The organism is Burkholderia sp. BCC1998 (genome assembly GCF_905339875.1).
GTDB lineage: Bacteria > Pseudomonadota > Gammaproteobacteria > Burkholderiales > Burkholderiaceae > Burkholderia.
The window spans coordinates 70,024-96,469 of sequence record NZ_CAJPHE010000026.1; the positions used below are offsets into that span (position 1 = coordinate 70,024).

At 66.2% G+C, this 26,446-nt stretch carries 22 protein-coding genes and 1 pseudogene; 11 read left to right on the forward strand and 12 right to left on the reverse strand.

Features of this window, described 5'->3' with window-relative positions:
• Positions 1 to 180: 180 nt before the first annotated feature.
• Positions 181 to 912: a GntR family transcriptional regulator gene (locus U5A56_RS31865; RefSeq protein WP_321926460.1), complete on the reverse strand. Its 732-nt coding sequence runs from the start codon at positions 910 to 912 to the stop codon at positions 181 to 183.
• A gap of 144 nt (positions 913 to 1,056) precedes the next feature.
• On the opposite strand from U5A56_RS31865, the gene pcaB reads away from it, so the two are divergent.
• The 3 genes and pseudogenes from pcaB to U5A56_RS31880 all read left to right on the forward strand — a co-directional run.
• Entirely contained in the window at positions 1,057 to 2,427 is a 1,371-nt protein-coding gene (pcaB, locus tag U5A56_RS31870) for a 3-carboxy-cis,cis-muconate cycloisomerase (RefSeq protein ID WP_062883944.1), read from the forward strand.
• 26 nt (positions 2,428 to 2,453) lie between these two features.
• Positions 2,454 to 3,791 carry a cation:dicarboxylate symporter family transporter gene (locus U5A56_RS31875; RefSeq protein ID WP_321926461.1) on the forward strand — a complete coding sequence of 446 codons (1,338 nt, stop codon included), beginning with the start codon at positions 2,454 to 2,456 and terminating at the stop codon, positions 3,789 to 3,791.
• A gap of 257 nt (positions 3,792 to 4,048) precedes the next feature.
• Positions 4,049 to 4,369, forward strand: a pseudogene (locus U5A56_RS31880) (transposase); the annotation flags it as partial.
• 203 nt (positions 4,370 to 4,572) lie between these two features.
• Here the strand turns inward: U5A56_RS31880 and U5A56_RS31885 are convergent.
• The 3 genes from U5A56_RS31885 to U5A56_RS31895 form a co-directional block, all read right to left on the reverse strand.
• Complete coding sequence (locus tag U5A56_RS31885) at positions 4,573 to 4,920, reverse strand: hypothetical protein (RefSeq protein ID WP_321926463.1); 348 nt, start codon at positions 4,918 to 4,920, stop codon at positions 4,573 to 4,575.
• 582 nt (positions 4,921 to 5,502) lie between these two features.
• Positions 5,503 to 5,781 (reverse strand): HU family DNA-binding protein, encoded by a 279-nt coding sequence (locus U5A56_RS31890; RefSeq protein ID WP_321926465.1) that lies wholly within the window; start codon positions 5,779 to 5,781, stop codon positions 5,503 to 5,505.
• 334 nt (positions 5,782 to 6,115) lie between these two features.
• Positions 6,116 to 7,483, reverse strand: a complete 1,368-nt coding sequence (locus tag U5A56_RS31895; protein ID WP_321926467.1) for a tyrosine-type recombinase/integrase — start codon at positions 7,481 to 7,483, stop codon at positions 6,116 to 6,118.
• A 300-nt stretch (positions 7,484 to 7,783) separates the two neighbouring features.
• On the opposite strand from U5A56_RS31895, the gene msrB reads away from it, so the two are divergent.
• From msrB to U5A56_RS31915, 4 genes are all read left to right on the forward strand, one after another.
• Positions 7,784 to 8,314: a peptide-methionine (R)-S-oxide reductase MsrB gene (gene msrB / locus U5A56_RS31900; RefSeq protein ID WP_124523624.1), complete on the forward strand. Its 531-nt coding sequence runs from the start codon at positions 7,784 to 7,786 to the stop codon at positions 8,312 to 8,314.
• Between the two features lie 37 nt (positions 8,315 to 8,351).
• Positions 8,352 to 10,223: a cytochrome c biogenesis protein DipZ gene (locus U5A56_RS31905; protein WP_321926469.1), complete on the forward strand. Its 1,872-nt coding sequence runs from the start codon at positions 8,352 to 8,354 to the stop codon at positions 10,221 to 10,223.
• A 92-nt stretch (positions 10,224 to 10,315) separates the two neighbouring features.
• Positions 10,316 to 11,059, forward strand: a complete 744-nt coding sequence (msrA, locus tag U5A56_RS31910; protein WP_124488513.1) for a peptide-methionine (S)-S-oxide reductase MsrA — start codon at positions 10,316 to 10,318, stop codon at positions 11,057 to 11,059.
• Positions 11,060 to 11,280: 221 nt separating this feature from the next.
• Positions 11,281 to 12,402, forward strand: coding sequence for an aromatic ring-hydroxylating oxygenase subunit alpha (locus U5A56_RS31915; protein WP_124488512.1), 1,122 nt, complete (start codon positions 11,281 to 11,283; stop codon positions 12,400 to 12,402).
• 98 nt (positions 12,403 to 12,500) lie between these two features.
• Here U5A56_RS31915 and hydA read toward each other — a convergent pair whose 3' ends face one another.
• The 5 genes from hydA to U5A56_RS31940 form a co-directional block, all read right to left on the reverse strand.
• Complete coding sequence (gene hydA / locus U5A56_RS31920; RefSeq protein ID WP_124488511.1) at positions 12,501 to 13,958, reverse strand: dihydropyrimidinase; 1,458 nt, start codon at positions 13,956 to 13,958, stop codon at positions 12,501 to 12,503.
• Between the two features lie 46 nt (positions 13,959 to 14,004).
• Entirely contained in the window at positions 14,005 to 15,513 is a 1,509-nt protein-coding gene (locus U5A56_RS31925) for an NCS1 family nucleobase:cation symporter-1 (RefSeq protein WP_321926473.1), read from the reverse strand.
• 99 nt (positions 15,514 to 15,612) lie between these two features.
• Positions 15,613 to 16,929, reverse strand: coding sequence for an NAD-dependent dihydropyrimidine dehydrogenase subunit PreA (preA, locus tag U5A56_RS31930; RefSeq protein ID WP_124921618.1), 1,317 nt, complete (start codon positions 16,927 to 16,929; stop codon positions 15,613 to 15,615).
• A 73-nt stretch (positions 16,930 to 17,002) separates the two neighbouring features.
• Complete coding sequence (locus tag U5A56_RS31935) at positions 17,003 to 18,340, reverse strand: NAD(P)-dependent oxidoreductase (RefSeq protein ID WP_321926475.1); 1,338 nt, start codon at positions 18,338 to 18,340, stop codon at positions 17,003 to 17,005.
• Positions 18,341 to 18,469: 129 nt separating this feature from the next.
• Positions 18,470 to 19,750, reverse strand: coding sequence for a Zn-dependent hydrolase (locus tag U5A56_RS31940; RefSeq protein ID WP_321926477.1), 1,281 nt, complete (start codon positions 19,748 to 19,750; stop codon positions 18,470 to 18,472).
• Between U5A56_RS31940 and U5A56_RS31945 the strand changes: the two genes are divergently transcribed.
• Together U5A56_RS31945 and U5A56_RS31950 are read left to right on the forward strand one after the other, a co-directional pair.
• Positions 19,743 to 19,982: a hypothetical protein gene (locus U5A56_RS31945; protein WP_321926479.1), complete on the forward strand. Its 240-nt coding sequence runs from the start codon at positions 19,743 to 19,745 to the stop codon at positions 19,980 to 19,982. The genes U5A56_RS31940 and U5A56_RS31945 overlap by 8 nt on opposite strands.
• Before the next feature lie 131 nt (positions 19,983 to 20,113).
• Complete coding sequence (locus tag U5A56_RS31950) at positions 20,114 to 20,806, forward strand: TetR/AcrR family transcriptional regulator (protein WP_321926481.1); 693 nt, start codon at positions 20,114 to 20,116, stop codon at positions 20,804 to 20,806.
• Positions 20,807 to 20,926: 120 nt separating this feature from the next.
• Here U5A56_RS31950 and U5A56_RS31955 read toward each other — a convergent pair whose 3' ends face one another.
• The 3 genes from U5A56_RS31955 to U5A56_RS31965 are packed head-to-tail and all read right to left on the reverse strand — an operon-like array spanning position 20,927 to position 24,604.
• Positions 20,927 to 22,117, reverse strand: coding sequence for an acetyl-CoA C-acetyltransferase (locus U5A56_RS31955; protein WP_321926483.1), 1,191 nt, complete (start codon positions 22,115 to 22,117; stop codon positions 20,927 to 20,929).
• A gap of 18 nt (positions 22,118 to 22,135) precedes the next feature.
• Positions 22,136 to 22,903 (reverse strand): 3-hydroxyacyl-CoA dehydrogenase, encoded by a 768-nt coding sequence (locus U5A56_RS31960; RefSeq protein ID WP_044847205.1) that lies wholly within the window; start codon positions 22,901 to 22,903, stop codon positions 22,136 to 22,138.
• Positions 22,904 to 22,930: 27 nt separating this feature from the next.
• Positions 22,931 to 24,604, reverse strand: a complete 1,674-nt coding sequence (locus U5A56_RS31965; RefSeq protein ID WP_321926485.1) for an acyl-CoA synthetase — start codon at positions 24,602 to 24,604, stop codon at positions 22,931 to 22,933.
• Positions 24,605 to 24,740: 136 nt separating this feature from the next.
• Here U5A56_RS31965 and U5A56_RS31970 point away from each other — a divergent pair, with 136 nt between their 5' ends.
• On the forward strand, positions 24,741 to 25,745 hold the full coding sequence (locus U5A56_RS31970) for an AraC family transcriptional regulator (RefSeq protein WP_321926487.1): 1,005 nt from the start codon (positions 24,741 to 24,743) through the stop codon (positions 25,743 to 25,745).
• A gap of 230 nt (positions 25,746 to 25,975) precedes the next feature.
• Positions 25,976 to 26,347, forward strand: coding sequence for a nuclear transport factor 2 family protein (locus U5A56_RS31975; RefSeq protein WP_321926489.1), 372 nt, complete (start codon positions 25,976 to 25,978; stop codon positions 26,345 to 26,347).
• The last annotated feature ends 99 nt before the right edge of the window (positions 26,348 to 26,446 follow it).

A 26,446-nucleotide genomic window follows, 5' to 3' on the forward strand; every position in this document is an offset into this window, starting at 1 on the left:
AGCATTTTCAATTAAACTTGGCATCGAGAAGTGGTTGATTTGAGCTAGCGCCGCCAGTGGGGCTGAAAGGGGACTTGGCCGAGTACGTGGCGCTTCGCATTGCCATTAGGTAAGTGAGCTCTCTTTTGGCTAGAAGTGAAGACACTGACCGTGAATGGAGTTTTCTGGCAGCCCGCCAATTCAACTGTCGGACCGTTTCAACTTCATTGACATCGAAAATCGCTCGGCCGGGTGAATGCTGATTGAGATTTCAAATGCAATCCCCCCCGAATCGATATAGCGCCGCACGATTTCGAGCGCCGCCGTTCCCGCTGGGATCTTCAGCCGCAAAGCCATTTCCGGTAAAACGTTCACTGCCTGAATGTTCTGCTGAATCTCCGCCACGCATCGCCCGTAGCGCGCTTCGATCAATGAACTAATTAGCGTATCCGGCTCACGGCGAGCCGTCTCGACAATTTCGGCATAGCCTGGATCGATATAGACATCCGTCCAGCCAATTGGCGGACGCGTCGAGTCGCGTTCGACCCGCAGGCTAGAAATACGCAACCAGTGTGCGCCCTCGTCACACTTCAGCACCTTCGCGAGCTTGCTCCCAACCGCAAGCTCCTCGACCGACTGCACAACGCGCCAATTTTCCGAGCCGAACTGGACAAGATCTTCGACCGACGAGAGTGACGGTCGGAAGTCGTTCTTTGGCTGCGCCGACTCGACGCGTGTCCCCGCGTTCTTGCGGCGGGATACGAAGCCGAGTTGCTGTAGTTCATGCAATGCCGCGCGGATCGTATGCCGGCTCGTCTTGTACAGATCGCGCAATTCAAGCTCAGTTGGCAGATACGAGCCAACCGGGAAGCGGCCGGATGCGATGCCTTCGGTGAGGTCACGCGCAATCTCAGCAAAATGGGGTCTGTTCATTTTCTCGGCAAATCAGTCGTCGCCGACAGTTTAAGGGTAAACATCGCTTGAGAGATATGTCCGGACATAATACGCTCCAATATGTCCGGACATATCTCTCAAGTATCGACGGTCCGATCCTCCTACCAGAGTTCCGAGGTCACCATGCTCAGCCATACTCTTCCCATCTCCAGCACCGTCGTCGATTCGATCCTGTTTCGCGACGCGTTCGGTACCGCCAAGATGCGCGCGCTCTTTTCCGACTACGCACTAGTGCAGCGCTACATCGATGTCGAAGTCGCGCTCGCACGGGCCGAGGCACGTGTGGGCGTGATTCCGAATGATGCCGCCGACGTGATAGCACGCGAATCCAACATCGAGCGCATCGATTTCGAACATATGCGTGAGGAGACCGACATCGTTGGCTACCCGATCCTGCCGCTCGTACACCAGCTCGTAGCGATGTGCGGCGATGCGGGCCGTTACGTGCACTGGGGCGCAACAACGCAGGACATCATGGATACCGCGGTGGCACTGCAGGTACGCGATGCGCTCGATTCGATCGACGGCGACATCCGCGCGCTGCGCGGAATCCTCGCCGATCTGTCGCATAAGCACCGCGATACCGCGATGGCCGGCCGAACCCATTTGCAACAGGCATTACCTGTCACGTTCGGATACAAGGTGGCCATCTGGCTGGGGATGTTCGATCGGCATCAGCAGCGGCTTGGGGAGTTGCGATCGCGTGTCGCAGTCGTCGAATTCGGGGGTGCGGCCGGCACACTGGCATCGCTCGGTGACAAGGGATTCGATGTTCAGAAGGCGCTCGCGGAAGAACTGAAGCTCGGCGTGCCGGCAACGACGTGGCACGTAGCGCGCGACGGCTTCGCCGAGGCCGTTAACCTGCTCGCGCTGATCACTGGCTCACTCGGCAAGATTGCGGTCGATATCATGATCATGGCATCGACCGAGTTCGCGGAGGTCTACGAGCCGTTCGTCAAGGGACGTGGTGCCAGCAGCACGATGCCGCAGAAGCGCAATCCGATCTCGAGCGAGCTGATGTTGGCCGCAGCCAAGGCGGTGCGGCAGCACGCCGGCCTGATGGTCGACGCGATGGTTCAGGACTTCGAACGTGCGACGGGCCCATGGCACGCGGAATGGATTGCGATCCCCGAGAGCTTCATCCTGGCGTCCGGTGCGCTGCATCAGGCAAAGTTCGCGCTCGGCGGATTGATCGTCGACACGGAGCGGATGAAGCAAAACCTTGACATCAGCAAGGGGCTGATCGTCGCAGAGGCCGCGATGATGCAGATGGCGCCGTTCACCGGGCGCCAGCAAGCGCACGACATCGTGTACGACGCGTGCCGGACGGTCAATGAAAAAGGCGGGACGCTCGCCGAAGCGCTCGCCGCCCTCCCCGAAGTGACGCGTCACTTCGATCGCGACGCAATCGATCGGATGACCGATCCGGCCAACTACCTGGGGCTCGCACCGCACATGGTGGATCGGGCAATCGCACTGTCCCGCGACATCTGAATCCACGACGTGGAGGAGACACGATCATGAGTCAACCACAGACCTCGCGCGACGCATCACGCCCCGACTTGCCGAAGCGCCCGTGGTATCGCAGGCTCGGCATGCAGGTCCTCGCATCGCTCGTGCTTGGCATCGTCGCCGGGCTGCTGTTCCCTAAGTTCGCGACGCAGCTAAAGATTCTCGGCGACGTTTTCCTGGCGCTGATCAAGGCCGGCGTCGCGCCGCTCGTCTTCCTGACGATCGTGCACGGCATAGCGTCTGCCGGCGATGTGAAGAGTGCCGGCCGGGTCGGCTGGCGCGCGATTGTGTACTTCGAAGTCGTCTCCACGATTGCGCTGGCATTCGGCCTGTTCGCCGGCAACCTGCTGCAGACCGGTCAAGGCATGACGTCCGTTGCGGTCGGCAAGGTGTCGGTCGCGGCGGCCAAAGCTGCGCCCCAGGGGTTCGCCGACTTCGTGATGCACCTTGTGCCGGACAACTTCATCGGTGCATTTGCGAAAGGCGAGCTGTTGCAGGTGGTCGTTCTGGCAGTGATTGTCGGCATCGGCATTCTCGCGATTCCGGAATCGAGGCGTGCACGCATCAACGAGGGACTCGACCAGATCTCCGAAGTGCTGTTCTCGTTCATCAATCTCGTGATGAAGCTCGCGCCGCTGGGCACCTTCGGCGCGATCGCGTTCGCCGTCGGAAGCAACGGGACGGCCGTACTAATCGCACTCGCGCAACTCGTACTCAGCTTCTATGCAGTCATTGTGCTGTTCATCGGCGTCGTAATGGGCCTTGTCGCGAAACTGGCCGGTTTCAGCATGTGGCGCTTCATGCGCTACATCAAAGACGAGATCCTGATCGTGCTGGGTACGGCGTCGTCCGAAAGCGCGCTACCTCGCTTGCTCGTCAAGCTCGAACGGCTCGGCTGTGCGAAACAGACCGTCGGACTCGTGCTGCCGACCGGTTATGCGTTCAATCTCGACGGAACGTCCATCTTCATGTCGATGGGTGTGATGTTCATCGCGCATGCATACAACGTGCCGATCACGTTCGAGCACCAGGTCGGGATCCTGCTGCTGATGTTGCTGACGTCCAAAGGCGCCGCAACGGTATCAGGCGGGTCCTTCGTCGTATTCGCGGCAACGGTGACGTCGACCGGCATATTGCCCGTGGAAGGCCTCGCACTGATCTTCGGCGTGTATCGCTTCATGTCGATGGCGATCGCAACGTGTAATACGATCGGCAACAGCTTGGCAACGGTAGTCGTAGCGAAGTGGTCCGGCACGTTCGACGATGCCATCGCGAAACGCCACCTCAACCCCGAGCGCTATCCGGAAATAGCGCGTGCCGACGCTCGGTTCGACGACGGCTGTTGACGTTCGCGGATTCCGACCGGCGGCGGACCATTTAGTCCTCGTATCGTTTCGTAAACGAGGGCTCTGGCGCTCGCAAAACTAAAGTTTCAGCTCTTATGCTGCATTGCAGCAATTCGTGTACTTCCTTGTGCCGAAAGGCTGACAGACCATAGCCCATTTCAACTAAAGACGTATCGATCGCAGCAGCGACGTCAACTAAAGTTGTGATGCGATAGCCGGTTGCAACAAAGTTGTATCGCGCTGACCGTTCGCGATGCTCGGCCCCCAGTGCAGAAGCCGCCCAGGCTGAACTCGATGCATTTGCAACGGGTCCCTGGGGCCCGAAATTCCCGACCGTCAGCGGCGCGTGGCGCAACGCCTGGGATCGCGTTATCCCGTTCTTCGCGTTTCCTCCGGGCGTGCGCAAGATCATCAAGACCCGTGGCCACTTCCCGACCGACGAGGCAGCCACCAAACTCATCTGGCTGGCCCTACGCAACATCACGGCGAATTGGGGCAGTGCCGCTCATGACTGGAAGACGGCCATGAACCAGCTCGCTATCCTTTACGCAGATCGATTCGTTCGACCTTCCGTGTAATTACTCAACCTGCCCTGAACACGGAAATCTTGCCCCCCACTTCCAAATTCGTTTTCCTACAGTTTCTACGTAGAAACTGTCAGACCTCAGCGCCCACATACGCACCAACGCGTCGGTCGCGCTAGATTACGAATTCATCCATCTATCGATGCCCATCCACCACTCGGCAAGATTCGCCACCGCGGTCAGACAACGCACGTTTCTCAGTCCAGTCCGATCGGAAAACCAAAATCCGGCGTACCGACATGCTGCACCCGCTCCAGCGCTTCAAGGTAGCGATGGACTGGCACAGCAGCAAGTTGCTCATCATGAACAAGGAGCAACGCTTCGAGTACTTTCCGCTCAGCGTCCGTCAAGGTCCACGGGTCACCGCGCTCTGCCCGCGCAATGCACTGAGTGAGTGCCGAATCGGCACCACGATACGGTTCGGCCTCGCCGTCGGCTCGCAAGTAGAACGCAAGTGCGAGCATATTGGACAGCGTGGCGATCGACTCAACGTCACCACATCCGCCAGATAGCGCCGCAAGCGCAAGATGGTGCTTGAGCGACAAGCGACGGACCTGATCAGTAGGGAGCGGTAGCAATTGCGCCTTCGATAGCGGCCGACGGCGCATGACGGAGTGTTTTCGCATTGCTTTATAGACGGTTCGGGCAAGAGTCAGACATCCTCGAGCGAGCGGTCCCGCGGTATCGCCGACGTTGCCCGTTGGCGAATCTCCGTGCCACGTAAGCGAACTCCCGTGCCGCGGCGGCATCATTCCCGTTGGAACCCGGTGCACGCCAGGTCTCTCGCGAGCCAGGGTTAGGACGTGGATTGTGCAGACAGCGTTTGCTCAATCCGGTCGACTCGCAAATTGCGTCAAACGCTGACATCTCCGCGGGGTCACGCCAACCGAACCGCCCACCGATCCTCTGCGGCGAGCCAGTGCGAAAACAGCAACTCTTGACCGCACCATGAGCGGCGCCTCTCTTACCACTGTGCCCGTACGCGAAAACACACTGCCCGACCTCCCAATCGGTCGCAGTCTTCAGCGTATTCACCCGGCGTGCCGCCGCTGCGCGCGTCGACACGACGACTTCGGCTCTTTCACCAGGTAGCCCTACATAAGCGGCCTGAGCCACATCACTCGGTGTCACGACTCGTTCACCGCGTCCTTGAACGCCTTGCCGGCATTAAACCTCACGGTATTCGCCGCAGCAATGGAGATCTCCTCTCCCGTCGTTGGGTTGCGACCGGTACGTGCCGCGCGCTGCCCCTGCGAAAATGCCCCGAAGCCGATGAGCTGCACCGCTTCGCCACGGCTCACCGCGTCCGTGATCGTGTCCAGCACCGCCTGGACAGCCTTACTCGCATCACTCTTACTGACGCCCGCACCAGCAGCGACCGCGTCGATGAGTTCCTGTTTGTTCATGGACCGCCTCATACTCAAAGTCAAAGTCGCACCCTACCGCATCCAACGGTCAACAGGCAAACCGCGGAAGGCCAACGCGGCAGTGTTCACCAGATCGTGACGTCTTCCAGTCGCGGCAACGGGGGTGGTTAGTAGGGAAGACCAACGCACGACCATCGGTGCCCGACGCTTACCACACGATTACCCCTGGGTAGCACTACCAGCGGAATTTCTCGGGGGGGGGACAAGCATGCAACACGACAGCTTCGTCGGTTTGCGGGCTCATCTAACCGTGATAACTCGTATTATCAGGGTTACATCTTCGTCCTCTCCTCTGCGGAGAAGCCCCTTCCGATTACGGCGCGAACAGAAAACGTACGTTTTCCGTACCCGTACCAAGCAATACCGACAGGCGGTCACCCCATCGCCGCCAAGCGTCGCGCATCTGCGCGTCATAATCGAACTGCAGATAGATTCGATCAAGCGGATCGTTTCGTGCGTGGTTCAGACATCGATGCACGATGCTTTCCGGAATGCCCAGCGATTGCATCATCGTTGCGCACGTCCGACGCAAGTCATGACATTTCCATTGACCACCCGGGACAGTGAGCGCATCGGTTGCCCTCGTGCGCCCCTCGGTCGGCGCATCCTTTGGGCGTTGCCGATTACGGATAGCCCCGCAGGTCGTATGGATGCTGACGTGCGGCAGCTTACCCTTTTCCGACGGGAACACATATTCGCGCCGTACGTCGCCCTCCGGCACACCGGTGCGCACCACTTGCTGCACCGCAAACTGCGCGAGGACGAAATCGGACAGGTGAATCGTGATCGCCGTGTTCGACTTTGTGTGTTCCTTTGGGATGGTCCACGTCCGTGCCTTGAAGTCAAGATCGGTCCATCGCGTCAGGACTGTTTCGCCGACGCGCGTTCCGCAAGCGAGCATCACCCATACCGCTGACGCAATGGAGCGTGGAAGCCGAGCGGCCGGAATCAGTTCACCGAGCACGCAGATTTCGTCGTCCGTAAGCGTCCGATCGCGTTCGTTGCCACGCACCGGATCGTAATCGCCTGAAACAACATCCTCTTTTGCAAGCGCAAGCACATCGCAATCGATCAACAAGCGCTTCCACGGCTGATTGCGCTCGCCCCATCGAATCATTTGTTGGATGGTTATCAGCATCTCGACCGCTTGCCGGTTGTATCCCACATCGGAAATCGCGGTAAGCAGCGGCAGAACGTTCGACGCAAACACGCCTGCGATCCGGTGCGCGCGAAGAGTCGGCAGCACATGCTTTTCCATCGCAGCTCGAAGCGACTTACCGCCATCCTTGCGGCCTTTCTTGCCGCGCTTCTTGTTGACCGTCGCGAACCACGCATCGAATAAGTCGCCGAATGTGAGGTCCGCCGTCACCGCTTGTTCAACCTTGGCCTGGCGTTCACGCTTCTTCGCTTCGAGGTAGTCCACGCCGTCGCGCGCGTGTGAACGAATCGTCGCAGCCGCTGCGCGCGCATCCTCTAGCGATAACTGCGCATCGGTCGTCGAGCGCGCCCACGTCTTGCCGAGCGGCTTATCGCATTGCTTGCCATTGATACTGACGCGAACAAACCAAGATTTCCCGCCGGCCGGCCCCACGCGCAGGAACAGTCCACGGCCATCCGACAGGAAATACCGCTTTCCGGTCGCCTTCGCAGCTTCGATTTGCCTGACCGTCAATGCCCCCATGATCGCCCTCCATCGATATCGTGATCCGATCGGCCCGCGCATCCTCAGCAGAGCCTACCCCACGCCACGAACACTAAAAAGACACTAAAAAGTTGCGGCTCGTGCGGGATTTCCGCGGAATTGGGCGGACCACCGATTCCCCGCAAACCCTTATCCGACGCGGCTCAGACGGATTTCGTCGGACTTGGCCGGATCACCCGGAAAATAATCACGATTCATTTAACTTTCCGTGAGGACTTCGACACCGCCCGCCACCTACTCTGTGCGCATGTTTTCAGGACCTGCTTCCAGGAGCCCATCATGCCCACCCGCAGACATCTGCTGTTCGCTGGCGCGACCGGCCTTGCGGCACTCGCGGCGCTGTCGTCGACGGGCCGCCGTGCGCTGGTCGGCCGCGCGTTCGCCGCGCCGCCCGCCGCCGGACCGACGGCCGCCCCGTTCGAGATCACCCGCAGCGACGCCGAATGGCACCGCCGCCTCACGCCCGCCCAATACACGGTGCTGCGCGACGCCGGCACCGAGCCGCCGTACAGCAGCCCGCTGAACGGCGAGCACCGCCACGGCACGTTCGCGTGCGCCGGCTGCGACCTCGCGCTGTTCTCGTCGGACACCAAGTTCGACAGCCACACCGGCTGGCCGAGCTTCTGGAAGCCGCTCGACCACGCGGTCGCGACCGCGCTCGATCCGTCGTACGGGATGTCGCGCACCGAAGTGCACTGCCGCCGCTGCGGCGGCCATCTCGGCCACGTGTTCGACGACGGCCCGCCGCCTACCGGCCTGCGCTACTGCATGAACGGGCTCGCGCTCGCCTTCCACCCGGCCGCCGCCTGACGGGCCGCCGCCTTCCTGAACGACCGGAGACCGCTCCATGCTGCTCATCGTCCTCGCCTATCTCGGCGGCGTGCTCACGATCCTGAGCCCGTGCATCCTGCCCGTGCTGCCGTTCGTGTTCGCGCGCGCCGACCAGCCGTTCGTGCGTACCGGCCTGCCGCTGCTGATCGGCATGGCGCTCACGTTCGCCGTCGTCGCGACGCTCGCCGCCGTCGGCGGCGGCTGGGTCGCGCAGGCCAACCAGGCCGGCCGCTGGCTCGCCATCGTGCTGCTCGCGGTGTTCGGCCTGACGCTGCTGCTGCCGCGCTTCGCCGAGCACCTGACGCGCCCGCTCGTCGCGGCCGGCAACCGCCTCACCGGGTTCGCACAGCGCGACGGCCGCCCGGCCGGCCCCGCGTCGTCGCTGCTGCTCGGCGTCGCGACCGGCCTGCTGTGGGCGCCGTGCGCGGGTCCGATCCTCGGGCTCGTGCTGACCGGCGCCGCGCTGCGCGGCGCGAGCGTCGGCACGACGTTGCTGCTGGTTGCGTATGCGGCCGGCGCGGCGACGTCGCTCGGCGTCGCGCTCGTGATCGGCGGCAAGGTGTTCGCCGCGATGAAGCGCTCGCTCGGCGCCGGCGAATGGATCAAGCGCGGGATCGGCGCGGCGCTGCTGGCCGGCGTCGGCGCGATCGCGCTCGGCCTCGACACGGGGGCGCTCGCGCAGTTGTCGACCGTCACGACGGGCGGCCTCGAGACGAAGCTCGTCGACCGGCTCGGCGGCCGCTCGCATGGCACGCCGGCGGCGACGTCCGCGACCAGCGATACCGCCGGCGGCAACGGTGCCGCGGCCGGCAGCGCGATGATGGCCGCGACGTCCGGTGATGCACCGGCGGCCGGCCCCGCGATGATGCGCACCGCCGGCACGACCCCGGCGCCGCAGGCACCGGCCGCGCTGCCCGTCGAAGGCACGCTGCCGTCGCTCGACGGCGCCGTGCAGTGGCTGAATTCGCCGCCGCTGAGCGCGGCCGGCCTGCGCGGCAAGGTCGTGCTCGTCGATTTCTGGACGTATTCGTGCATCAACTGCCTGCGCACGCTGCCGTACACGACCGCCTGGGCGCGCAAGTACGCGCCGTACGGCCTCGTCGTGATCGGCGTGCACGCACCGGAGTTCGCGTTCGAGCGCGACATCGGCAACGTGAAGAAGGCCGTGCACGACCTGGGCATCGACTACCCGGTCGCGATCGACAACGGTTATGCGATCTGGCGCGCGTTCGGCAACGAATACTGGCCCGCGCACTACTTCGTCGACGCGCAAGGGCGGATCCGCCACCACCACTTCGGCGAAGGCGAATACGCGCAGTCGGAACGCGCGATCCAGTCGCTGCTCGCCGAAGCCGGCCACCCGGAAGCGCTGAACGTGCCGCTCGGGCTCGCCGGCGCCCCCGCGAAGGGCGCGCTCGCGGCGGCCGACAGCGCGGACGTCCGCTCGCCCGAAACCTACGTCGGCTATGCGCGCGCGGACGACTTCACGTCGCCCGGCGGTGTCGTGCGCGACGCGGCACACCGTTACGACGCGCCCGCGCACCCCGACCTGAACGACTGGGGCCTCGCCGGCACCTGGCAGGTCGGTGCGGAGCGCGCGACGCTCGCCGCGCCGGCCGGCCGGATCGTCTACCGCTTCCATGCGCGCGACCTGCACCTCGTGCTCGGCCCGGGCGCGAACGGCAGGCCGGTGCGCTTTCGCGTGACGCTCGACGGCGCGGCGCCCGGCGCGGCACACGGCACGGACGTCGATGCGCAGGGCTACGGCACCGTCACCGGCCAGCGCCTGTACCAGCTCGTCCGGCAGCCGGGCACGATCGCCGACCGCACGTTCTCGATCGAGTTTCTCGATCCCGGCGTCGATGCCTATGCGTTTACGTTCGGCTGAACGCGCACGCAGTGGCGGACGCCGTCACGCGCGCCGCCTCCCGTCCGCCTCGCGTCCACCTCATTCCGTCCCGCATTTCGAAGGAGCAACTCATGATTCCGACATCCACTCGCGATTCCACACCGCGGCGACGGGCGGCCATGCTGCGCCGCATCGGCGCGATCGCCCTCGCGGCCGCCGCCGTGTTCGGCTACCAGCGCGTCGTCAGTTCCGCGGAACCGATGCGCACCGTGCCCGCGCCGACGCTCGACGAAACCCCGGGCGCCTCCCATGAGGAAACGGCCGTGCTCGCCGGCGGCTGCTTCTGGGGCGTGCAGGGCGTGTTCGAGCACGTGAAGGGCGTGAAGCAGGTCACGGCCGGCTACGCGGGCGGCGCCTCCGAAACCGCGCACTACGCGCTGGTCGGCAGCGGGCTGACGGGCCATGCGGAATCGGTGCGCATCGTCTACGACCCGACGCAGGTCACCTACGGCCGGTTGCTGCAGGTGTTCTTCTCGGTCGCGCACGACCCGACCGAACTCAACCGTCAGGGGCCCGACGAAGGGCCGCAATACCGCTCCGCGATCTTCCCGACCACCGCGCAGCAGCGCGCGGTCGCGACCGCCTACATCGCGCAGCTGGGCACCGCGCACACGTTCCCGGCGCCCGTCGTCACGCGCGTCGAGCCGTACAAGGGCTTCTATCCGGCGGAGGCGTATCACCAGAACTACCTCGAGCTGCATCCCGACGCGCCGTACATCGCGTTCAACGACCTGCCGAAGGTCGCCGGGCTGAAGCAGCGCTTTCCGGCGCTGTACCGCGCCGACGCGGTGCTGTGGCGCGACGCGGGCCTGTGAGGGACCGCCGGCGCCGCGGCGGCCGGTGTGCGCGCTGACCCGGCCGGCCCGCGCCGCCGGCCGCGTTTGCGCTGCATCAACGAAACGCATGCTGTCCGGGCCGGGCAAACCCGCATCGGGTCAGCTTCGCGGGCAAACTTCGCGTAGACTTCTCCAGATCAGTCCCCCGCCGCGCACCGCGCGGCGCTCGGAACTCTCCAGCCAGCCAGGAGGCGTCACGCATGCGCGCAGTGCCTTTGTCTGACAGCAGTGCTCTCGAAGAACCGTCCGGCGGCTCGATCGTGCGCGACCTGCGCCGCGTGCCCATCCATCCCGATCACTGGTATCCGCTCGCGTGGTCGCGCGAACTCAAGCGCGGCAAGACGCTCGGCGTGCGCTTCGCCGGCGATCCGATCGTGCTCGTGCGCACCGAATCCGGCGCCGTCTACGCGCTCGAAGATCGTTGCGCGCACCGCCAGGTGCCGCTGCATGCGGGCGTCGTGAGCGGCGAAACGCTGCGCTGCTGCTACCACGGCTGGACCTACGCGTGTGACAGCGGCCGCTGTGTCGACGTGCCGTACCTCGGCCGCGAGCGCCTGCCGAACGGCGTGCGCGCGTATCCGTGCCGCGAGGCGCACGGGCTGATCTTCGTGTTCCCCGGCGACGCGACGCTCGCGGACGAACGCCCGTTCCCCGCGCTGGAATCGGCGGACGATCCCGCGTACAAGACGCGCCGCTTCGGTCGCGAGGTCAAGTGCCACTACTCGTTCATGCACGAGAACCTGATGGACATGAACCATCAGTTCCTGCATCGCAAGCAAATGGGGCAGATGCGGGCGCGGGCGCTCGGCCGCCGCCGCGGCGACGACTGGGTCGAGGTCGACTACACGTTCGCACGCATGGAAGGCAAGCAGCCGGTCGGCGAGGCGCTCGTGTTCGGCGCCAGCAAGAAACCGACCGACCAGGCCGACAAGAGCGTGATGACGGTGCGCACGGGCTACCCGTACCAGACGCTGCAGATCCGCTCGAGCGAAGGCACGCTCGTGATGGACCTGTGGATCGTCTACGTGCCGCTCGACGCGCAACAGCGCACCAACCGCACGTTCGGACTGCTGTCGATCCACAAGCCGGGCATCCCGTTCGCGCTCGATCTCGCGTGGCCGCTGCTGGTCTGGTTCACCGAGCGGATCTTCCGCGAGGATCGCTGGATCGTCGAGCGCGAGCAGGAAGCGCACGACCGGCAAGGCGCCGACTGGAACCACGAGGTGTTTCCGGTCATCAACGAGCTGCGCGACCTGCTGCGCCAGTGCGGCGCGCGCACCGTGATTCCGATCCGCGAGGCAAACACCGTCGACGCGCGCTGACTGCGCAGCGCGTGTGCCCGTTTCGAGCCCGTTTCGAGCCCGTTGCGAACCCGTTGCGAACCCGTTGCGAACCGGCCTCGAGCCGGTTTCATGCGCGTTCAGCCGGCGCGCTCGACCGGATGCGGCTCGCGCAGCCGGTTCGCGATGCGCGCGGCCTCGTAGTAGCCGGCCGCGGGCGGCCGCTTCAGGTAACGCCCCGCACCGCGCACCGCACGCAGCTCGCCGTCGGCCCACGCGAGCGCCCCACGCGTGAGCGTGTGGGTCGCGACGCCCTGCACCGTCATCCCTTCGAACACGTTGAAGTCGACCTGCTGGTGATGGGTCTTCACCGAGATCGTCTTCGTCGCGGCCGGGTCCCATACGACCAGGTCGGCATCGGCGCCGACCTGCACCGCCCCCTTGCGCGGATACAGGTTGAAGATCTGCGCGGCGTTCGTCGACGTGATCCGCACGAACTCGTTCGGCGTGATGCGGCCTTGATTCACGCCGTGATGCCACAGCACCGACATGCGGTCCTCGACGCCGCCGCAGCCGTTCGGGATCTTCGTGAAGTCCTCGCGGCCCATCGCCTTCTGCGACGCGCAGAACACGCAGTGATCGGTCGCCGTCGTCTGCAACTGCCCGGCCTGCAGCCCGCGCCACAGCGCTTCGCGATGCGCGGCCGAGCGGAACGGCGGGCTCATCACGTGCGCGGCCGCACGCGTCCAGTCCGGGTCGCGATACACGGCCTCGTCGATCACCAGATGGCCCGGCAGCACCTCGCCGAACACGCGCAGCCCCTCGCTGCGCGCGCGTGTGATCGCATCGACCGCGTCCTTCGACGACACGTGCACGATATACACCGGCACGCCGAGCACCTGCGCGATGCGGATCGCACGGTTCGCGGCCTCGCCTTCGACCTCCGGCGGGCGCGACAGCGGATGCGCCTCCGGCCCCGTCATCCCGCGCGCGAGCAGCGCCTTCTGCAACTGGAACACGAGCTCGCCGTTCTCCGCGTGCACGGTCGGCAGCGCGCCGAGCTCGAGCGAACGCGAGAAGCTGTTCACGAGCACCTCGTCGTCGGCCATGATCGCGTTCTTGTACGCCATGAAGTGCTTGAAGCTCGACACGCCGTGCTCGCGCACGAGCGTGCCCATGTCGCGGTGCACCGATTCGTCCCACCACGTGACGGCCACGTGGAAGCCGTAGTCGGCGGCCGCCTTCTCGGCCCAGCCGCGCCATTCGTGAAACGCGTCCATCAGCGGCTGCTTCGGGCTCGGGATCACGAAGTCGATGATGCTCGTCGTGCCGCCCGACAGCCCCGCGGCCGTACCCGAATAGAAATCGTCGCTCGCCGTCGTGCCCATGAACGGCAGTTCCATGTGCGTATGCGGATCGATGCCGCCCGGCATCACGTACTGGTCGTGCGCGTCGACCACCGTCGCGCCGGCCGGCGCGTCGATCGTCTCGGCGATCTGCAGGATCGTGCCGCCGTCCTGCGGGTCGGCACACAGTACGTCCGCGCGATAAGTGCGGTCCGCATCGACCACGGTGCCGCCGCGAATCAGGATTGCCATGTCGTTGCCTCCTCGTTGACTGTCGGGTGCCGCATGCGTTCGCGCATCACGCGTTCGCGATCTGCGCGCGCTGCGCCGCACGCCACTTCATCCAGGCGCCGTACACGCCGGACGCCAGCACGAGGCCGACGAACCACGCATACGTGTAAAGCGTGTTGAAGAACGCCGGCACGTTCGGAAACGACGCCGGGAATGCGGTGTGCAGGAAGCCGGGCAGGTTCGGCAGCACGCCGATGGCGAGCGCCGCCAGTGCGGCCGGGTTCCAGCCGCGCGCATAGCTGAAGTCGCCGCGCTCGTCGAACAGCGCGCGCGTATCGAGCCGCGTGCCGCGAATCAGGAAGTAGTCGACCATCAGGATGCCCGCGACCGGCCCGAGCAGCGCCGAATAGCCGACGAGCCAGGTGAAGATGTAGCCGTCCGTCGTCGCGAGGATCTTCCACGGCATCATCACGATCGCGATCGTCGCGGTGATCATCCCGCCGGCGCGATACGAGATCGCCTTCGGCCACAGGCTCGAGAAATCGTATGCGGGGCCGACGAGGTTCGCCGCGAGGTTGCAGCACATCGTGTCGAGCGTGAGGATCACGAGCGCGATGCCCACGCCGATGCCGGTCATCCGGCTCGTCAGGTCGATCGGATCCCAGATCGCGTTGCCGTAGATCACGACGGTGGCCGACGTCACGACGACCGACACCACCGACAGCAGCGCCATCGGCAGCGGCAGCCCGATCGACTGCCCGATCATCTGGTCGCGCTGCGAATGCGCGAAGCGCGTGAAGTCGGGAATGTTCAACGCGAGCGTCGCCCAGAAGCCGACCATCGCGGTCAGGCCCGGCCAGAACGTCGCCCAGAACAGCCCGGCCTTCTTGCCGCCCGCGACGAACTGCGACGGCGCCGACAGCATCGAGCCGACGCCGCCCGCCTGCGACGTCGCCCACCACACGAGCGCGACGCACATCACGACCTTGATCGGCGCGGACCAGCTTTCGAGCCAGCGGATCGAATCGGTGCCGTGCAGGATGAAGTACAGCTGCAGCGCCCAGAACACGAGGAAGCACGCGAGCTGCCCGAGCGAGATGCCGACGAGCGGCAGCGCGGCGCCGTGCAGCGCGTTGCCGGTCAGGATGTTCAGCAGCGTGTAGATCGCGCTGCCGCCGAGCCAGGTCTGGATGCCGTACCAGCCGCACGCGACGATCGCGCGCAACAGCGCGGGCAGCTTCGCGCCCTGCGTGCCGAACGACGCCCGCACGAGCACCGCGTACGGAATCCCGTGCTTCGCACCCGCATGACCGATCAACAGCATCGGCACGAGCACGATCAGGTTGCCGAGCAGCACCGTCAGCACCGCCTGCCACGGCGACATGCCTTCCTGGATCAGCCCGGCCGCGAGCATGTACGACGCGATGTTCATCACCATCCCGACCCACAGCGCGGCGAAGTGATACCAGCGCCACGTGCGCTGCGCCGCCGTCGTCGGCGCGAGGTCGTCGTTGTACAGGCTGCCGGCCGGCGCCGCGGCGCTGTCGGGTTCGGCGGGAATCGCTGCTGGTTTCATCGAATGCGCTCCACGTAAACGTCGACGCCGGCATCGTGCGATGCCGGCAGAACAGGACACAAGCGGCAGCGCGGGCGATACCGCGCCGCCGGACGTCGGTCAGGCCGCCTTCGCGTGCTTCTCGTGCTTCGCGGGTTCCGCCGGGCTCGCACCCGCATCAGCCCGCGCCGGGTTGTTCGGATGCGTGGTCCAGTTCGCGTAGTCGCCCGCGTCGACCCGCTCCATCGTGATGCATTGCTCGACCGGACACACATGCATGCAAAGATTGCACCCGACGCACGCCGCGTCCACCACTTCGAAATGCCGCACGCCGTCCTTCACGGCGGTGATCGCCTGGTGCGACGTGTCCTCGCATGCGATATGGCACAGCCCGCACTGGATGCAGCGGTCCTGGTCGATGCGCGCCTTGATGTCGTACTTCAGGTTCAGGTATTTCCAGTCGGTGACGTTCGGTACCGCGCGGCCGCGTATGTCGTCGAGCGTCGCGTAGCCCTTCTCGTCCATCCAGTTCGACAGCCCGTCGACGAGATCCGACACGATCCGGAATCCGTAATGCATCGCGGCGGTGCACACCTGCACGCTGCCGGCGCCGAGCACCATGAACTCGGCCGCGTCGCGCCACGACGAAATCCCGCCGATGCCGGAGATCGGCAGGTTCGGCGTCTCCGGGTCGCGCGCGATCTCGGCGACCATGTTCAGCGCGATCGGCTTGACCGCCGGGCCGCAATAACCGCCGTGCGTGCCCTTGCCGTCGACGGTCGGCATCGGCGCCATCTGGTCGAGGTCCACCGCGACGATCGAGTTGATCGTGTTGATCAGCGACACGCCGTCCGCGCCGCCCTTGTACGCGGCGCGCGAGCCCATCCGGATGTCGCTGATGTTCGGCGTGAGCTTCACGAGACACGGCAGCTTCGTGCCTTCCTTGACCCAGCGCGTGACCATCTCGACGTATTCCGGCACCTGGCCGACCGCCGCGCCCATCCCGCGCTCGCTCATCCCGTGCGGGCAGCCGAAGTTCAGCTCGACCGCATCGGCGCCCGTATCCTCGACGAGCGGCAGGATCCATTTCCAGTCGCGCTCGTTGCACGGCACCATCAGCGACACGATCAGCGCGCGGTCGGGCCAGTCGCGCTTCACCTGCGCGATCTCCTTCAGGTTCACGTCGAGCGGCCGGTCGGTGATCAGCTCGATGTTGTTCAGCCCCGCGATCCGCTGGCCGTTCCACTGCACCGCGCCGTAGCGCGAGCTGACGTTGACGACGTGCGGATCGAGTCCGAGCGTCTTCCACACGACGCCGCCCCAGCCCGCCTCGAATGCGCGGTTGACGTTGTATGCCTTGTCGGTCGGCGGCGCGGAGGCCAGCCAGAACGGATTCGGCGAAGTGATGCCTGCGATGGTGCAGCGAAGGTCGGCCATGTTCGGCTCCGTGTCGGTGAGAGCGTTTATCGTGGTGCGCGCGAGGTCCGCGGTGCAGGTGCGTATCGCGCGCTCACGCGGCCCGGGCGTCGCGCTGCGCGAGCGCCGCGTCGATCGCCGCCGCCGCGCGCTTGCCGTCCTGCACGGCCTGCACCGTCAGGTCGATGCCGCCCCTCGCCGCGCAATCGCCGCCGGCCCACACGTCGGGCAAGGCCGTGCGCCCGTCCGCGTCGACCGCGATGCGCGACCCGTCCTCGGTCAGCAGCGTGGCCGCGACACCGTCCGGCACCAGCGTCTGGCCGATCGCCTTCAGCACCATGTCCGCATCGACGGTGAAGCGCTCACCCGACGCGGCCTCGAATTCGACGCCCGTCACGTGCCCGTTCGCGCCCGCAATGCGCACCGGTTTTGCGTGCGTGACGAGCGTGACGCCGCACTTCTGCGCGAACTCACGTTCGGCCCAGGTCGCGCTCATCGCGTCCACGCCGCGCCGGTACACCATCGTCACGCGCTGCGCGCCGAGCTTGCGGCTCTGCACGGACGCGTCGATCGCCGTGTTGCCGCCGCCGATCACGACCACGCGCCGCCCGACCGGCACGTTCTCCAGCCCGTCGGCCTGGCGCACCTGCTCGATGAAGTCGACCGCGTTCATCACGCCGGTCAATTGCTCGCCGTCGATCGCGAGCGTGCGCACGCCGCCGAGGCCCATCGCGAGAAACACCGCGTCGTGCCGCTCGCGCAGCGCGTCGAGCGTCACGTCGCGGCCGAGCGCGACGCCCGTCTCCAGCGCGATGCCGCCGACCGACAGCAACCACTCGACTTCGCGCTGCGCGAAATCGTCGACGGTCTTGTACGCGGCGATCCCGTATTCGTTCAGGCCGCCCGCCTTCGGTCGCGCATCGAACAGCGTGACGCGATGCCCGGCGAGCGCGAGCCGGTGCGCGCACGCGAGCCCGGCCGGCCCCGCGCCGACCACCGCGACGTGCCGCCCCGTATCGGGCGCACGCGTGAAGCGCACCGCGCCGCTCGCCATCGCCCAGTCGGTCGCGTGGCGCTGCAGCGCGCCGATCGCGACCGGCTGCGCATCCTGGTGATTGCGCACGCACGCGCCTTCGCACAGGATCTCGGTCGGGCACACGCGTGCGCACATCCCGCCGAGCGGATTCGCGGACAGGATGTCGGTCGCGGCGCCCTTCAGGTTGCCGTTGCCGATCTTGCGGATGAAGCCCGGGATGTCGATCTGCGTCGGGCAGGCCTGCACGCACGGCGCGTCGTAGCAGTAGTGGCAGCGGCTGGCGGCGGCCGCGGCGGCTGTCGGATCGAGCAGCGGCGCGATATCGGCGAATTCACACGAGAGTTGCGTGGACGACAGGCGATGCGCGGCGATATCGCCGGTTGGCTGGGTGGTCATACGCGTTCCTTCGACTGGGTGGAGACAAAGCCGTCCCCGCCGGCTGCGAATGCACAGTCGGGGCGGTCATGCTTTGGAATGCCAATATCACGCAGTGCGCAGCCTGCCGGCCGCGCTATATCCCGTCCGTCATGAAGCCGGCTCGCAGGCACGCGACAGCATCGCGTGCAGCAGCACGTTCGCGCCGGCCTCGATCCACGCAGGCGTCGCGTCCTCGATCTCGTTGTGGCTGATGCCGTCGACGCAGGGTACGAACACCATCGACGTCGGCGCCACCTGCGCCAGGTAGCACGCGTCGTGCCCCGCACCCGACACGATGTCGCGATGCGAGTAGCCGAAGCGCTCGGCCGCGTCGCGCACGGCCGCCACGCAGGCCGGATCGAACGCGACCGGCTCGTAGTAGAAAATCTGCTCGAGCTCGGTTTCGAGCCCGATCTCGCCCGCGATGCGCGCGACGCCGTCGCGCAGCGCGGCGTCCATCTTCGCGAGCACGGCGTCGTCCGGATGACGGAAATCGACGGTGAAGAACACGCGGCCCGGAATCACGTTGCGCGAGTTCGGGTGAACCTGCATCATCCCGACCGTCGCGCAGCCGAACGGCGCGTGATCGAGGCCGATCCGGTTGACGAGATCGACCACGCGCGCCGCCCCGAGCAGCGCATCGCGGCGGCGCGGCATCGGCGTTGGCCCCGCGTGCGCTTCCTGGCCTGTGAACGTGATCTCGTACCAGCGCTGCCCCTGCGCGTCCGTCACGACGCCGATCGTCTTGCACTCGGCCTCGAGAATCGGCCCCTGCTCGATATGCAGCTCGAACGCCGCGTGCAGCTTGCGGCCGCCGCACGGCACGTCGCCCGCGTAGCCGATGCGCGCGAGTTCCTCGCCGATCGTCTTGCCGTCGACGTCCTTGCGCGACAGCCCGTACTCGAGCGTAAACACGCCGGCGAACACGCCCGACGCGACCATCGCCGGCGCGAAGCGCGAGCCTTCCTCGTTGGTCCAGATCACGACCTCGACCGGGTGTTCGGTCTCGATGCCGCGATCATTCAGAGTGCGAATCACTTCGAGACCGCCGAGCACGCCGTAGATGCCGTCGAAGCGGCCGCCCGTCGGCTGCGAGTCCGCGTGCGACCCGGTGACGACCGGCGCCGCGTCGGCCACGCGGCCCGCGCGGCGCATGAACACGTTGCCCATCGTATCGACCGTCACCGCGCAGCCGGCGGCTTTCGCCCAGCCGACGATCAGGTCGCGGCCGGCCTTGTCGAGATCGGTCAGCGCGAGGCGGCAGACGCCGCCTTTCGGCGTGGCGCCGATCTTCGCGACCTCCATCAGGCTGTCCCACAACCGCCTGCCGTCGACCTTGATCGACGTGTCGAATCCTGCCCGCTTCACTGTTTCCGATACCGTGTCCATTCGTATCGCTCCTGTGGGGTCGGTCATGCCGTCATCCCGGCCGATGCCGGTGCGCGCATTGCAGCCGTCGGGGCAAACCCGCACCTGCGAGGTGCAGATGCGCATCGTTCGCGCGATTCGTCCGATCAAACGGCGTCAGGGTTGGCACTACGTTCCGCCGCTCGTCGAATCCTGTCCGATTGGACGGGTTTTAGACGATCAAAATGCGCAGCGCAATGTCTTTCTTGCGTGAATCGATCGAGCGAGAAACGTGCCACCGCATCGCAGCACCGCGCACGCCCCGATGTGTTCGCGCGTGCGTTCGATGCGAACCAGCGGCTAGAATGAAGCCCAACGCGGCATGCATGCCGCGCGAGGGCAACGATGAGACATGACCAGGCGGCCGCCGACACCATCGGCGACGACGAAACGGGCACGCCTTTGCGGCGACGCAAGGCACACATTCGCGAGTCCAACGAAGCGCATCTGCTGGCCTGCGCGGAAGCCGTGTTCGCGGAGCGCGGGCTCGACGGCGCGAGCACCGCGATGATCGCGGAGCGCGCGGGCCTGCCGAAGGCGAACCTGCATTACTACTTCCCGACGAAGCTTGCGCTGTACCGCCGTGTGCTCGACGACCTGTTCGAAGACTGGCACCGCGCGGCCGGATCGTTCGAGACCGGCGACGATCCGGTCGAAGCGATCGCCAGCTACGTGCGCGCGAAGATGGATCTGTCGCGACGGCGCCCGCTCGGCTCGAAGGTCTGGGCGAACGAGATCATCCACGGCGCCGCGCACATGCAGGACATCCTGTCGGAGCGCGTGAAGCCGTGGTTCGACACGCGCGTGAAGGTGATCGAAGGCTGGATCGCGCGCGGCCTGCTCGCGCCGATCGATCCGCACGCATTGATGTACCTGATCTGGGCGACCACCCAGCACTATGCGGATTTCGATGCGCAGATCCGCGCGCTGAGCGGCAAGCGTGCGCTCACGCAGAAGGCTTTCGCCGAGACGACCGAAGAGGTCGTGCAGCTCGTGATCCGCGCGTGCGGCGCGGTGTCGCCGGAGGCGAACGCGTAGCGCGATCGCGCGCGCTCCGGAAAGCAGAACGGGCGACGGGCACCCTGCCCGCCGCCCGCATCGCGAAACGGCATGCGTGCCGTCTCGCGCGTGACGCGTCAATGCGTTCGCGTTACGCGGCTACGCGACGCGCTCGATCGCGACCGCCGTCGCCTCGCCGCCGCCGATGCACAGCGACGCGACGCCGCGCTTGAGCCCATACGCTTCGAGCGCGGCCAGCAGCGTCACCATCACGCGTGCGCCCGATGCGCCGATCGGATGGCCGAGCGCGCACGCGCCGCCGTGCACGTTCACCTTGTCGTGCGACAGGTCGAGATCGCGCATCGCGGCCATCGCAACCACCGCGAACGCTTCGTTGATCTCGAACAGGTCGACGTCGCGCAGGTTCCAGCCGGTTTTCTCCGACAGCTTGCGGATCGCGCCGATCGGCGCCGTCGCGAACAGGCCCGGCTTGTTCGCGTAGGTCGAATGCCCGACGATCACCGCCTTCGGCGCGAGGCCGAGCCGGTCCGCTTCCGAGCGGCGCATCATCACGAGCGCGGCCGCACCGTCGGAAATCGACGACGAATTGGCGGCCGTCACCGTGCCGCCTTCGCGGAACGCCGGCTTGAGCGTCGGAATCTTGTCGAGCTTCGCTTTGCCCGGCTGCTCGTCGATCGACACGACGGCTTCCGTCTTGCCGGCCTTCACCGTCACCGGCGCGATCTCCGACACGAAGCGCCCTTCCGCGATCGCGCGTTGCGCGCGCGTCAGCGACGCGATCGCGAACGCGTCCTGCTCCTCGCGCGTGAACTGGTAAGCCTGCGCGCAATCCTCCGCGAACGTGCCCATCAGCCGGCCCTTGTCGTACGCATCCTCGAGCCCGTCGAGGAACATGTGGTCGAGCACCTGGCCGTGCCCCATGCGCATTCCCGCGCGCGCCTTCGGCAGCAGGTACGGCGCATTCGTCATGCTCTCCATCCCGCCCGCGACCGCCACGTCCGCCGATCCGGCCAGCAGCAGGTCGTGCGCGAACATCGCGGCCTTCATCCCGGAGCCGCACATCTTGTTGACCGTGGTCGCGCCCGTACCCAGCGGCAAGCCGGCCTTCAGCGCGGCCTGCCGCGCCGGCGCCTGACCCTGGCCGCCCGGCAGCACGCAGCCGAACACGATTTCATCGATGCGCTCCGCGGGCACGTTCGCGCGCTCGAGCGCCGCGCGGATCGCCACCGCGCCGAGCTCGCTCGCGCTGGCCGCGGCCAGGTCGCCCTGAAAACCACCCATCGGCGTGCGTGCCGCGCCGACGATTACGATCGGATCCTGTGTCGTCATGATTGCATTCCTCCAGTGTCAGCGCGGTGCCATGCGCAGCGCGCCATCGAGACGGATGACTTCGCCGTTCAGCATCGTATTCTCGGCGACGTGGCGCACCAGCGCCGCGAATTCTTCGGGGCGGCCGAGCCGCGGCGGGAACGGCACGCTCTTGCCGAGCGCGTCCTGCACGTCCTGCGGCATGCCGGCCATCATCGGCGTCGCGAAGATGCCCGGCGCGATCGTCACCACGCGAATGCCGAACCGCGCGAGTTCGCGCGCGATCGGCAGCGTCATGCCCACCACGCCGCTCTTCGATGCCGCATACGCGGCCTGCCCGATCTGTCCGTCGAACGCCGCGACCGACGCGGTGTTGACGATCACGCCACGCTCGCCTTCCGCGTCGGCGTCCTGTTTCGACATCGCATCCGCCGCCAGCCGGATCATGTTGAACGTGCCGACCAGGTTGATCGATACCGCACGCGCGAAGCGCTCGAGCGAATGCGGGCCTTCGCGGCCGACCACCTTCTCGCCCGGTGCGACGCCCGCGCAATTCACGAGCGCATCGATGCGGCCGAACGCGGCGCGCGCGGCGGCAACGGCGGCCTGCCCGTCGGCTTCGCTCGTCACGTCGGTCTTCACGAAGCGTGCGGATGTGCCGAGTTCGTGCGCGAGGCTCGCGCCGGCGTCTTCGTTGACGTCCAGCAGCACGGCGTTGCCGCCTTCGGCGACCACCATGCGCGCCACCGCGGCACCGAGGCCCGAGCCGGCGCCCGTAATCAGAAAAACGCGATCCTTGATGTTCATTCGCAGTCCGTAGTCAGTATTCGATAGTCAGGATTGAGCGACCCTCTCGGCTTCCATCTTGCGCAGCACGAAGCGCTGGATCTTGCCGCTCGGGGTTTTCGGCAGCGCGTCGACGAACTCGATCGCGCGCGGATAGGCGTGGGCCGACAGCCGCCGCTTCACATGCTGGCTGAGTTCGTCGGCCAGCGCCGGCGTGCCGTCGAAGCCCTTCGACAGCACGACGAACGCCTTGACGATCTCCGTGCGCTCCGGGTCCGGCACGCCGATCACCGCGACCTCGCTGACGGCCGGATGCTCGATCAACGCGCTTTCCACGTCGAACGGGCCGATCCGGTAGCCGGACGACGTGATCACGTCGTCCGCGCGGCCGATGAAGCTCACGGTGCCGTCCGGCTCGAGCTCGACGTTGTCGCCGGTCCGGTAGTAGCCGCCCGCGATCGCCGGCGTGTCCTGCTGCCAGTAGCCGGAGAACCACAGCAGCGGCGAGCGCGCGATGTCGATCGCGAGGTTGCCGGGCTCGCCGGGGCCGAGTTCGCGACCGGTGTCGTCGAGCACCGCGACGCGATAGCCGGGCATCGCGAGACCGGCCGAACCGGCATGGACGACGTGCGTGAGCCCGTGATGATTGTTCACGACCATGCCGAGCTCGGTCTGGCCGTAGTGATCGTAGATCGGTGCGCCGAGCGCCGCGTGGAACCAGCGCACGACTTCCGGATTCAGCGGTTCGCCCGCGCTGCTGACGACCCGCAGCTGCCCTTTCAGGCGCGATGCCGCTTCCGTGCCGGCCGCCATCAGCATCCGGTACGCGGTCGGCGAACCGGCGAGGCTCGTGATGCCGAGCCGTTCGATCACGTCGTAGGTGCTGTCGACCGTGAAGCCGCCCTCGTACAGCGTCGTGGCGTGGCCGAGCAGCAGCGGGCCCGTGATCGCGTAGTAGAGGCCGTATGCCCAGCCCGGATCGGCGATGTTCCAGAAACGATCGCCGGCGCGCAGGTCCACCGCGTCGCGCATGTATGCGCCGAACGCGAGCAGCGCGCGCAGCGGCACCGGCACGCCCTTCGGCAGGCCCGTCGTGCCCGACGTCGACATCATCATGAACAGGTCGGTGCCCTTGCGCGGCACCGGTTCGAATAGCGCGGACTGCGCGTCGAGCGCCGCACGGAAATCGATGTCGCGCGCCGGCAGCGCGTCGCCCGCCTCGCGCACCGTCGCGACCCGCGGGCAATCCACGATCTCGTCGAGCTTCGCGCGATTCGCGATGTTGGTGACGACCAGACGCGCATCGCTCATGCGCAGCCGGTGCTCGATCGCCTTCGGTCCGAACGCGGTGAAGAGCGGCTGATAGACGGCGCCTGCGCGCCACGTGCCGAGAATCGTCGCGACGAGTTCCGGCGTGCGCGGCAACAGGCCGGCGACCACGTCGCCCGGCTTCACGCCCTCCTCGACCAGCAGGTTCGCGACCCGCGCCGACAGCGCCTGCATCTGCGCGAACGTGAAGCTGCGGTGCCGGCCGCCGACGTCGATCCAGTCGAGCGCGATCGCATCCGGATCCGCCGCCGCATGCCGGTCGCAGCATTCGACGCAGGCGTTCAGGCCCTGCTCCAGGTCGCCGTGCAGATGTGCGGCGACGGTGTCGATACGGAAGCCGGCCACGGCGTCGGCGTAGGCCGGCACCACCCGGGCGGTTGCTCCATCACGCATGCGTGTCTCCTGTTCGTTATGACCGCCGGCGAACCGGGGGTATATCGATGATGGTAGACAGCCGTCACATTGCAATCAATGACAAACAGAATCTAGAATCGTGATCGCTTTTGCCATGTCTGGAGGACATGAAAAAATGGGGCCGCAGATGATCTCGCCGGGTTTCGTCGAGGATGCGCTCGAGAGCCTGCGCCGGCGGCAGATGCCGACCGAGGCCGTGCTGCGTGCCGCCGGCCTGCCGGCCGCCGTGCGCGAGCCCGTCACACCGCAGCAATACGGCCGGTTGTGGCTGGCGATCGCCAGCGCGATCGATGACGAATTCTTCGGGCTCGCGGCCCGCCCGATGCGGCGCGGCAGCTTCACGCTGCTGTGCCATGCCGTGCTGCACGCGGGCACGCTCGAGAAGGCGCTGCGGCGTGCGCTGCAGTTCCTGCGTGTCGTGCTCGACGAACCGCACGGCGAGCTCGTGGTCGCCGACGGCCAGGCGCAGATCGTCCTCACGCAGGCAGGCGCACCGTATTCGGCGTTCGCTTACCGGACGTTCTGGCTGATCCTGCTCGGCGTCGCCTGCTGGCTGATCGGCCGGCGCATTCCGCTGCAGCGCATCGATTTCGCGTGCCCGAGCCCCGACCAGCGCGGTGACTACCACCAGTTCTTCGGTGTGCCCGTGCATTTCGACCGTCCCGACAGCCGGCTCGCGTTCAACGCCACGTACCTCGCGCTGCCGACGATCCGCTCCGGGCAGGCGCTGAAGACCTTCCTGCGCGGCGCGCCCGGCAACCTGCTCGTGCGCTATCGGCACGACACCGGCTGGGTGGCGAAGACGCGCGCACGACTGAAGGCGCTGCCGGCCAGCGAGTGGCCGGACTTCGACACGCTGGCCGTGCGCCTCGGCACGACGCCCGCGACGCTGCGGCGACGCCTGCGCAGCGAGGGGCAGAGCTTCGCGTCGATCAAGGACGAACTGCGCGGCGCGCTGGCCCAGTCGCTGCTGCGCGGACAAACGCTCAGCGTCGCGGAAATCGCGGCGGAACTCGGTTTTACCGAGCCCAGCGCGTTTCATCGTGCGTTCCGGAAATGGACGGGGACGAGCCCGGGGGCGTTTCGGCGGGAAGTCAATGGGGCGCAGGCGAAGCATTGAATTGGGGCGCAGGCGCCACGCTCGATGCGAGCGCGCTGACGGGTAAGGCCGTCATGCAAGGTATGGAAGAACCGTGTTCCTCTGCTTGAGGAGGCGATTGTTGCCCGTTCGACGGCCATGCAGTCGATTGGGCTGCGAACGCGGAACCGCCGTACTGTTTGTCGGCAGCGCGGCACGCCCGCCGACCATGCGTGGAATCCTGATCCTTCGAACTGATGCGAGGCCCCGATATGGATACCGTTCGTGCAGTCATCGAACCCTATGAAACCGCACTTCGAGCGGCAATGCTCGCCAACGACGTCGACGCACTGGACACGTTGCTGGATGACGAGCTGGTCTTCACCGTTCCGAGCGGACAGGTCATCTCGAAGCACGACGACCTGACCGCCCATCGCGCGAAACTGCTGCGTCTCGACACACTCGATATTCGGGAAACGCAGGCAAAAGCGATCGGCGAGATGATCCTCACCACGACGAAGGCCATGCTTGCCGGTTGTTTCGACGGCACCGCATTCAACGGCACGTTCGCCTACACGCGCCTGTGGCGCCGATCGGGCAGCGGCTGGCGTGTCGTCGCAGGACATGGATCGCAGATCGGTTGAACTGCGACATGCCTGCAAATCGACAAACTGCAAGACTCCGGGATTGCGATCTGATCGATCGGCCGTCCTGACATTCACTGAGATCGCGCATTTCTGCAC

What these genes read in the sequence shown, in the direction of transcription:
- preA (WP_124921618.1), bottom strand. Translation starts at nt 16,929, where the DNA reads ATGGCCGACCTTCGCTGCACCATCGCAGGCATCACTTCGCCGAATCCG.
- U5A56_RS31925 (WP_321926473.1), bottom strand. Translation starts at nt 15,513, where the DNA reads ATGAAACCAGCAGCGATTCCCGCCGAACCCGACAGCGCCGCGGCGCCG.
- U5A56_RS31965 (WP_321926485.1), bottom strand. Translation starts at nt 24,604, where the DNA reads ATGCGTGATGGAGCAACCGCCCGGGTGGTGCCGGCCTACGCCGACGCC.
- msrB (WP_124523624.1), top strand. Translation starts at nt 7,784, where the DNA reads ATGCCCACCCGCAGACATCTGCTGTTCGCTGGCGCGACCGGCCTTGCG.
- U5A56_RS31905 (WP_321926469.1), top strand. Translation starts at nt 8,352, where the DNA reads ATGCTGCTCATCGTCCTCGCCTATCTCGGCGGCGTGCTCACGATCCTG.
- msrA (WP_124488513.1), top strand. Translation starts at nt 10,316, where the DNA reads ATGATTCCGACATCCACTCGCGATTCCACACCGCGGCGACGGGCGGCC.
- hydA (WP_124488511.1), bottom strand. Translation starts at nt 13,958, where the DNA reads ATGGCAATCCTGATTCGCGGCGGCACCGTGGTCGATGCGGACCGCACT.
- U5A56_RS31955 (WP_321926483.1), bottom strand. Translation starts at nt 22,117, where the DNA reads ATGACGACACAGGATCCGATCGTAATCGTCGGCGCGGCACGCACGCCG.
- U5A56_RS31960 (WP_044847205.1), bottom strand. Translation starts at nt 22,903, where the DNA reads ATGAACATCAAGGATCGCGTTTTTCTGATTACGGGCGCCGGCTCGGGC.
- U5A56_RS31975 (WP_321926489.1), top strand. Translation starts at nt 25,976, where the DNA reads ATGGATACCGTTCGTGCAGTCATCGAACCCTATGAAACCGCACTTCGA.
- U5A56_RS31890 (WP_321926465.1), bottom strand. Translation starts at nt 5,781, where the DNA reads ATGAACAAACAGGAACTCATCGACGCGGTCGCTGCTGGTGCGGGCGTC.
- pcaB (WP_062883944.1), top strand. Translation starts at nt 1,057, where the DNA reads ATGCTCAGCCATACTCTTCCCATCTCCAGCACCGTCGTCGATTCGATC.
- U5A56_RS31895 (WP_321926467.1), bottom strand. Translation starts at nt 7,483, where the DNA reads ATGGGGGCATTGACGGTCAGGCAAATCGAAGCTGCGAAGGCGACCGGA.
- U5A56_RS31940 (WP_321926477.1), bottom strand. Translation starts at nt 19,750, where the DNA reads ATGGACACGGTATCGGAAACAGTGAAGCGGGCAGGATTCGACACGTCG.
- U5A56_RS31865 (WP_321926460.1), bottom strand. Translation starts at nt 912, where the DNA reads ATGAACAGACCCCATTTTGCTGAGATTGCGCGTGACCTCACCGAAGGC.
- U5A56_RS31875 (WP_321926461.1), top strand. Translation starts at nt 2,454, where the DNA reads ATGAGTCAACCACAGACCTCGCGCGACGCATCACGCCCCGACTTGCCG.
- U5A56_RS31935 (WP_321926475.1), bottom strand. Translation starts at nt 18,340, where the DNA reads ATGACCACCCAGCCAACCGGCGATATCGCCGCGCATCGCCTGTCGTCC.
- U5A56_RS31915 (WP_124488512.1), top strand. Translation starts at nt 11,281, where the DNA reads ATGCGCGCAGTGCCTTTGTCTGACAGCAGTGCTCTCGAAGAACCGTCC.
- U5A56_RS31970 (WP_321926487.1), top strand. Translation starts at nt 24,741, where the DNA reads ATGGGGCCGCAGATGATCTCGCCGGGTTTCGTCGAGGATGCGCTCGAG.
- U5A56_RS31950 (WP_321926481.1), top strand. Translation starts at nt 20,114, where the DNA reads ATGAGACATGACCAGGCGGCCGCCGACACCATCGGCGACGACGAAACG.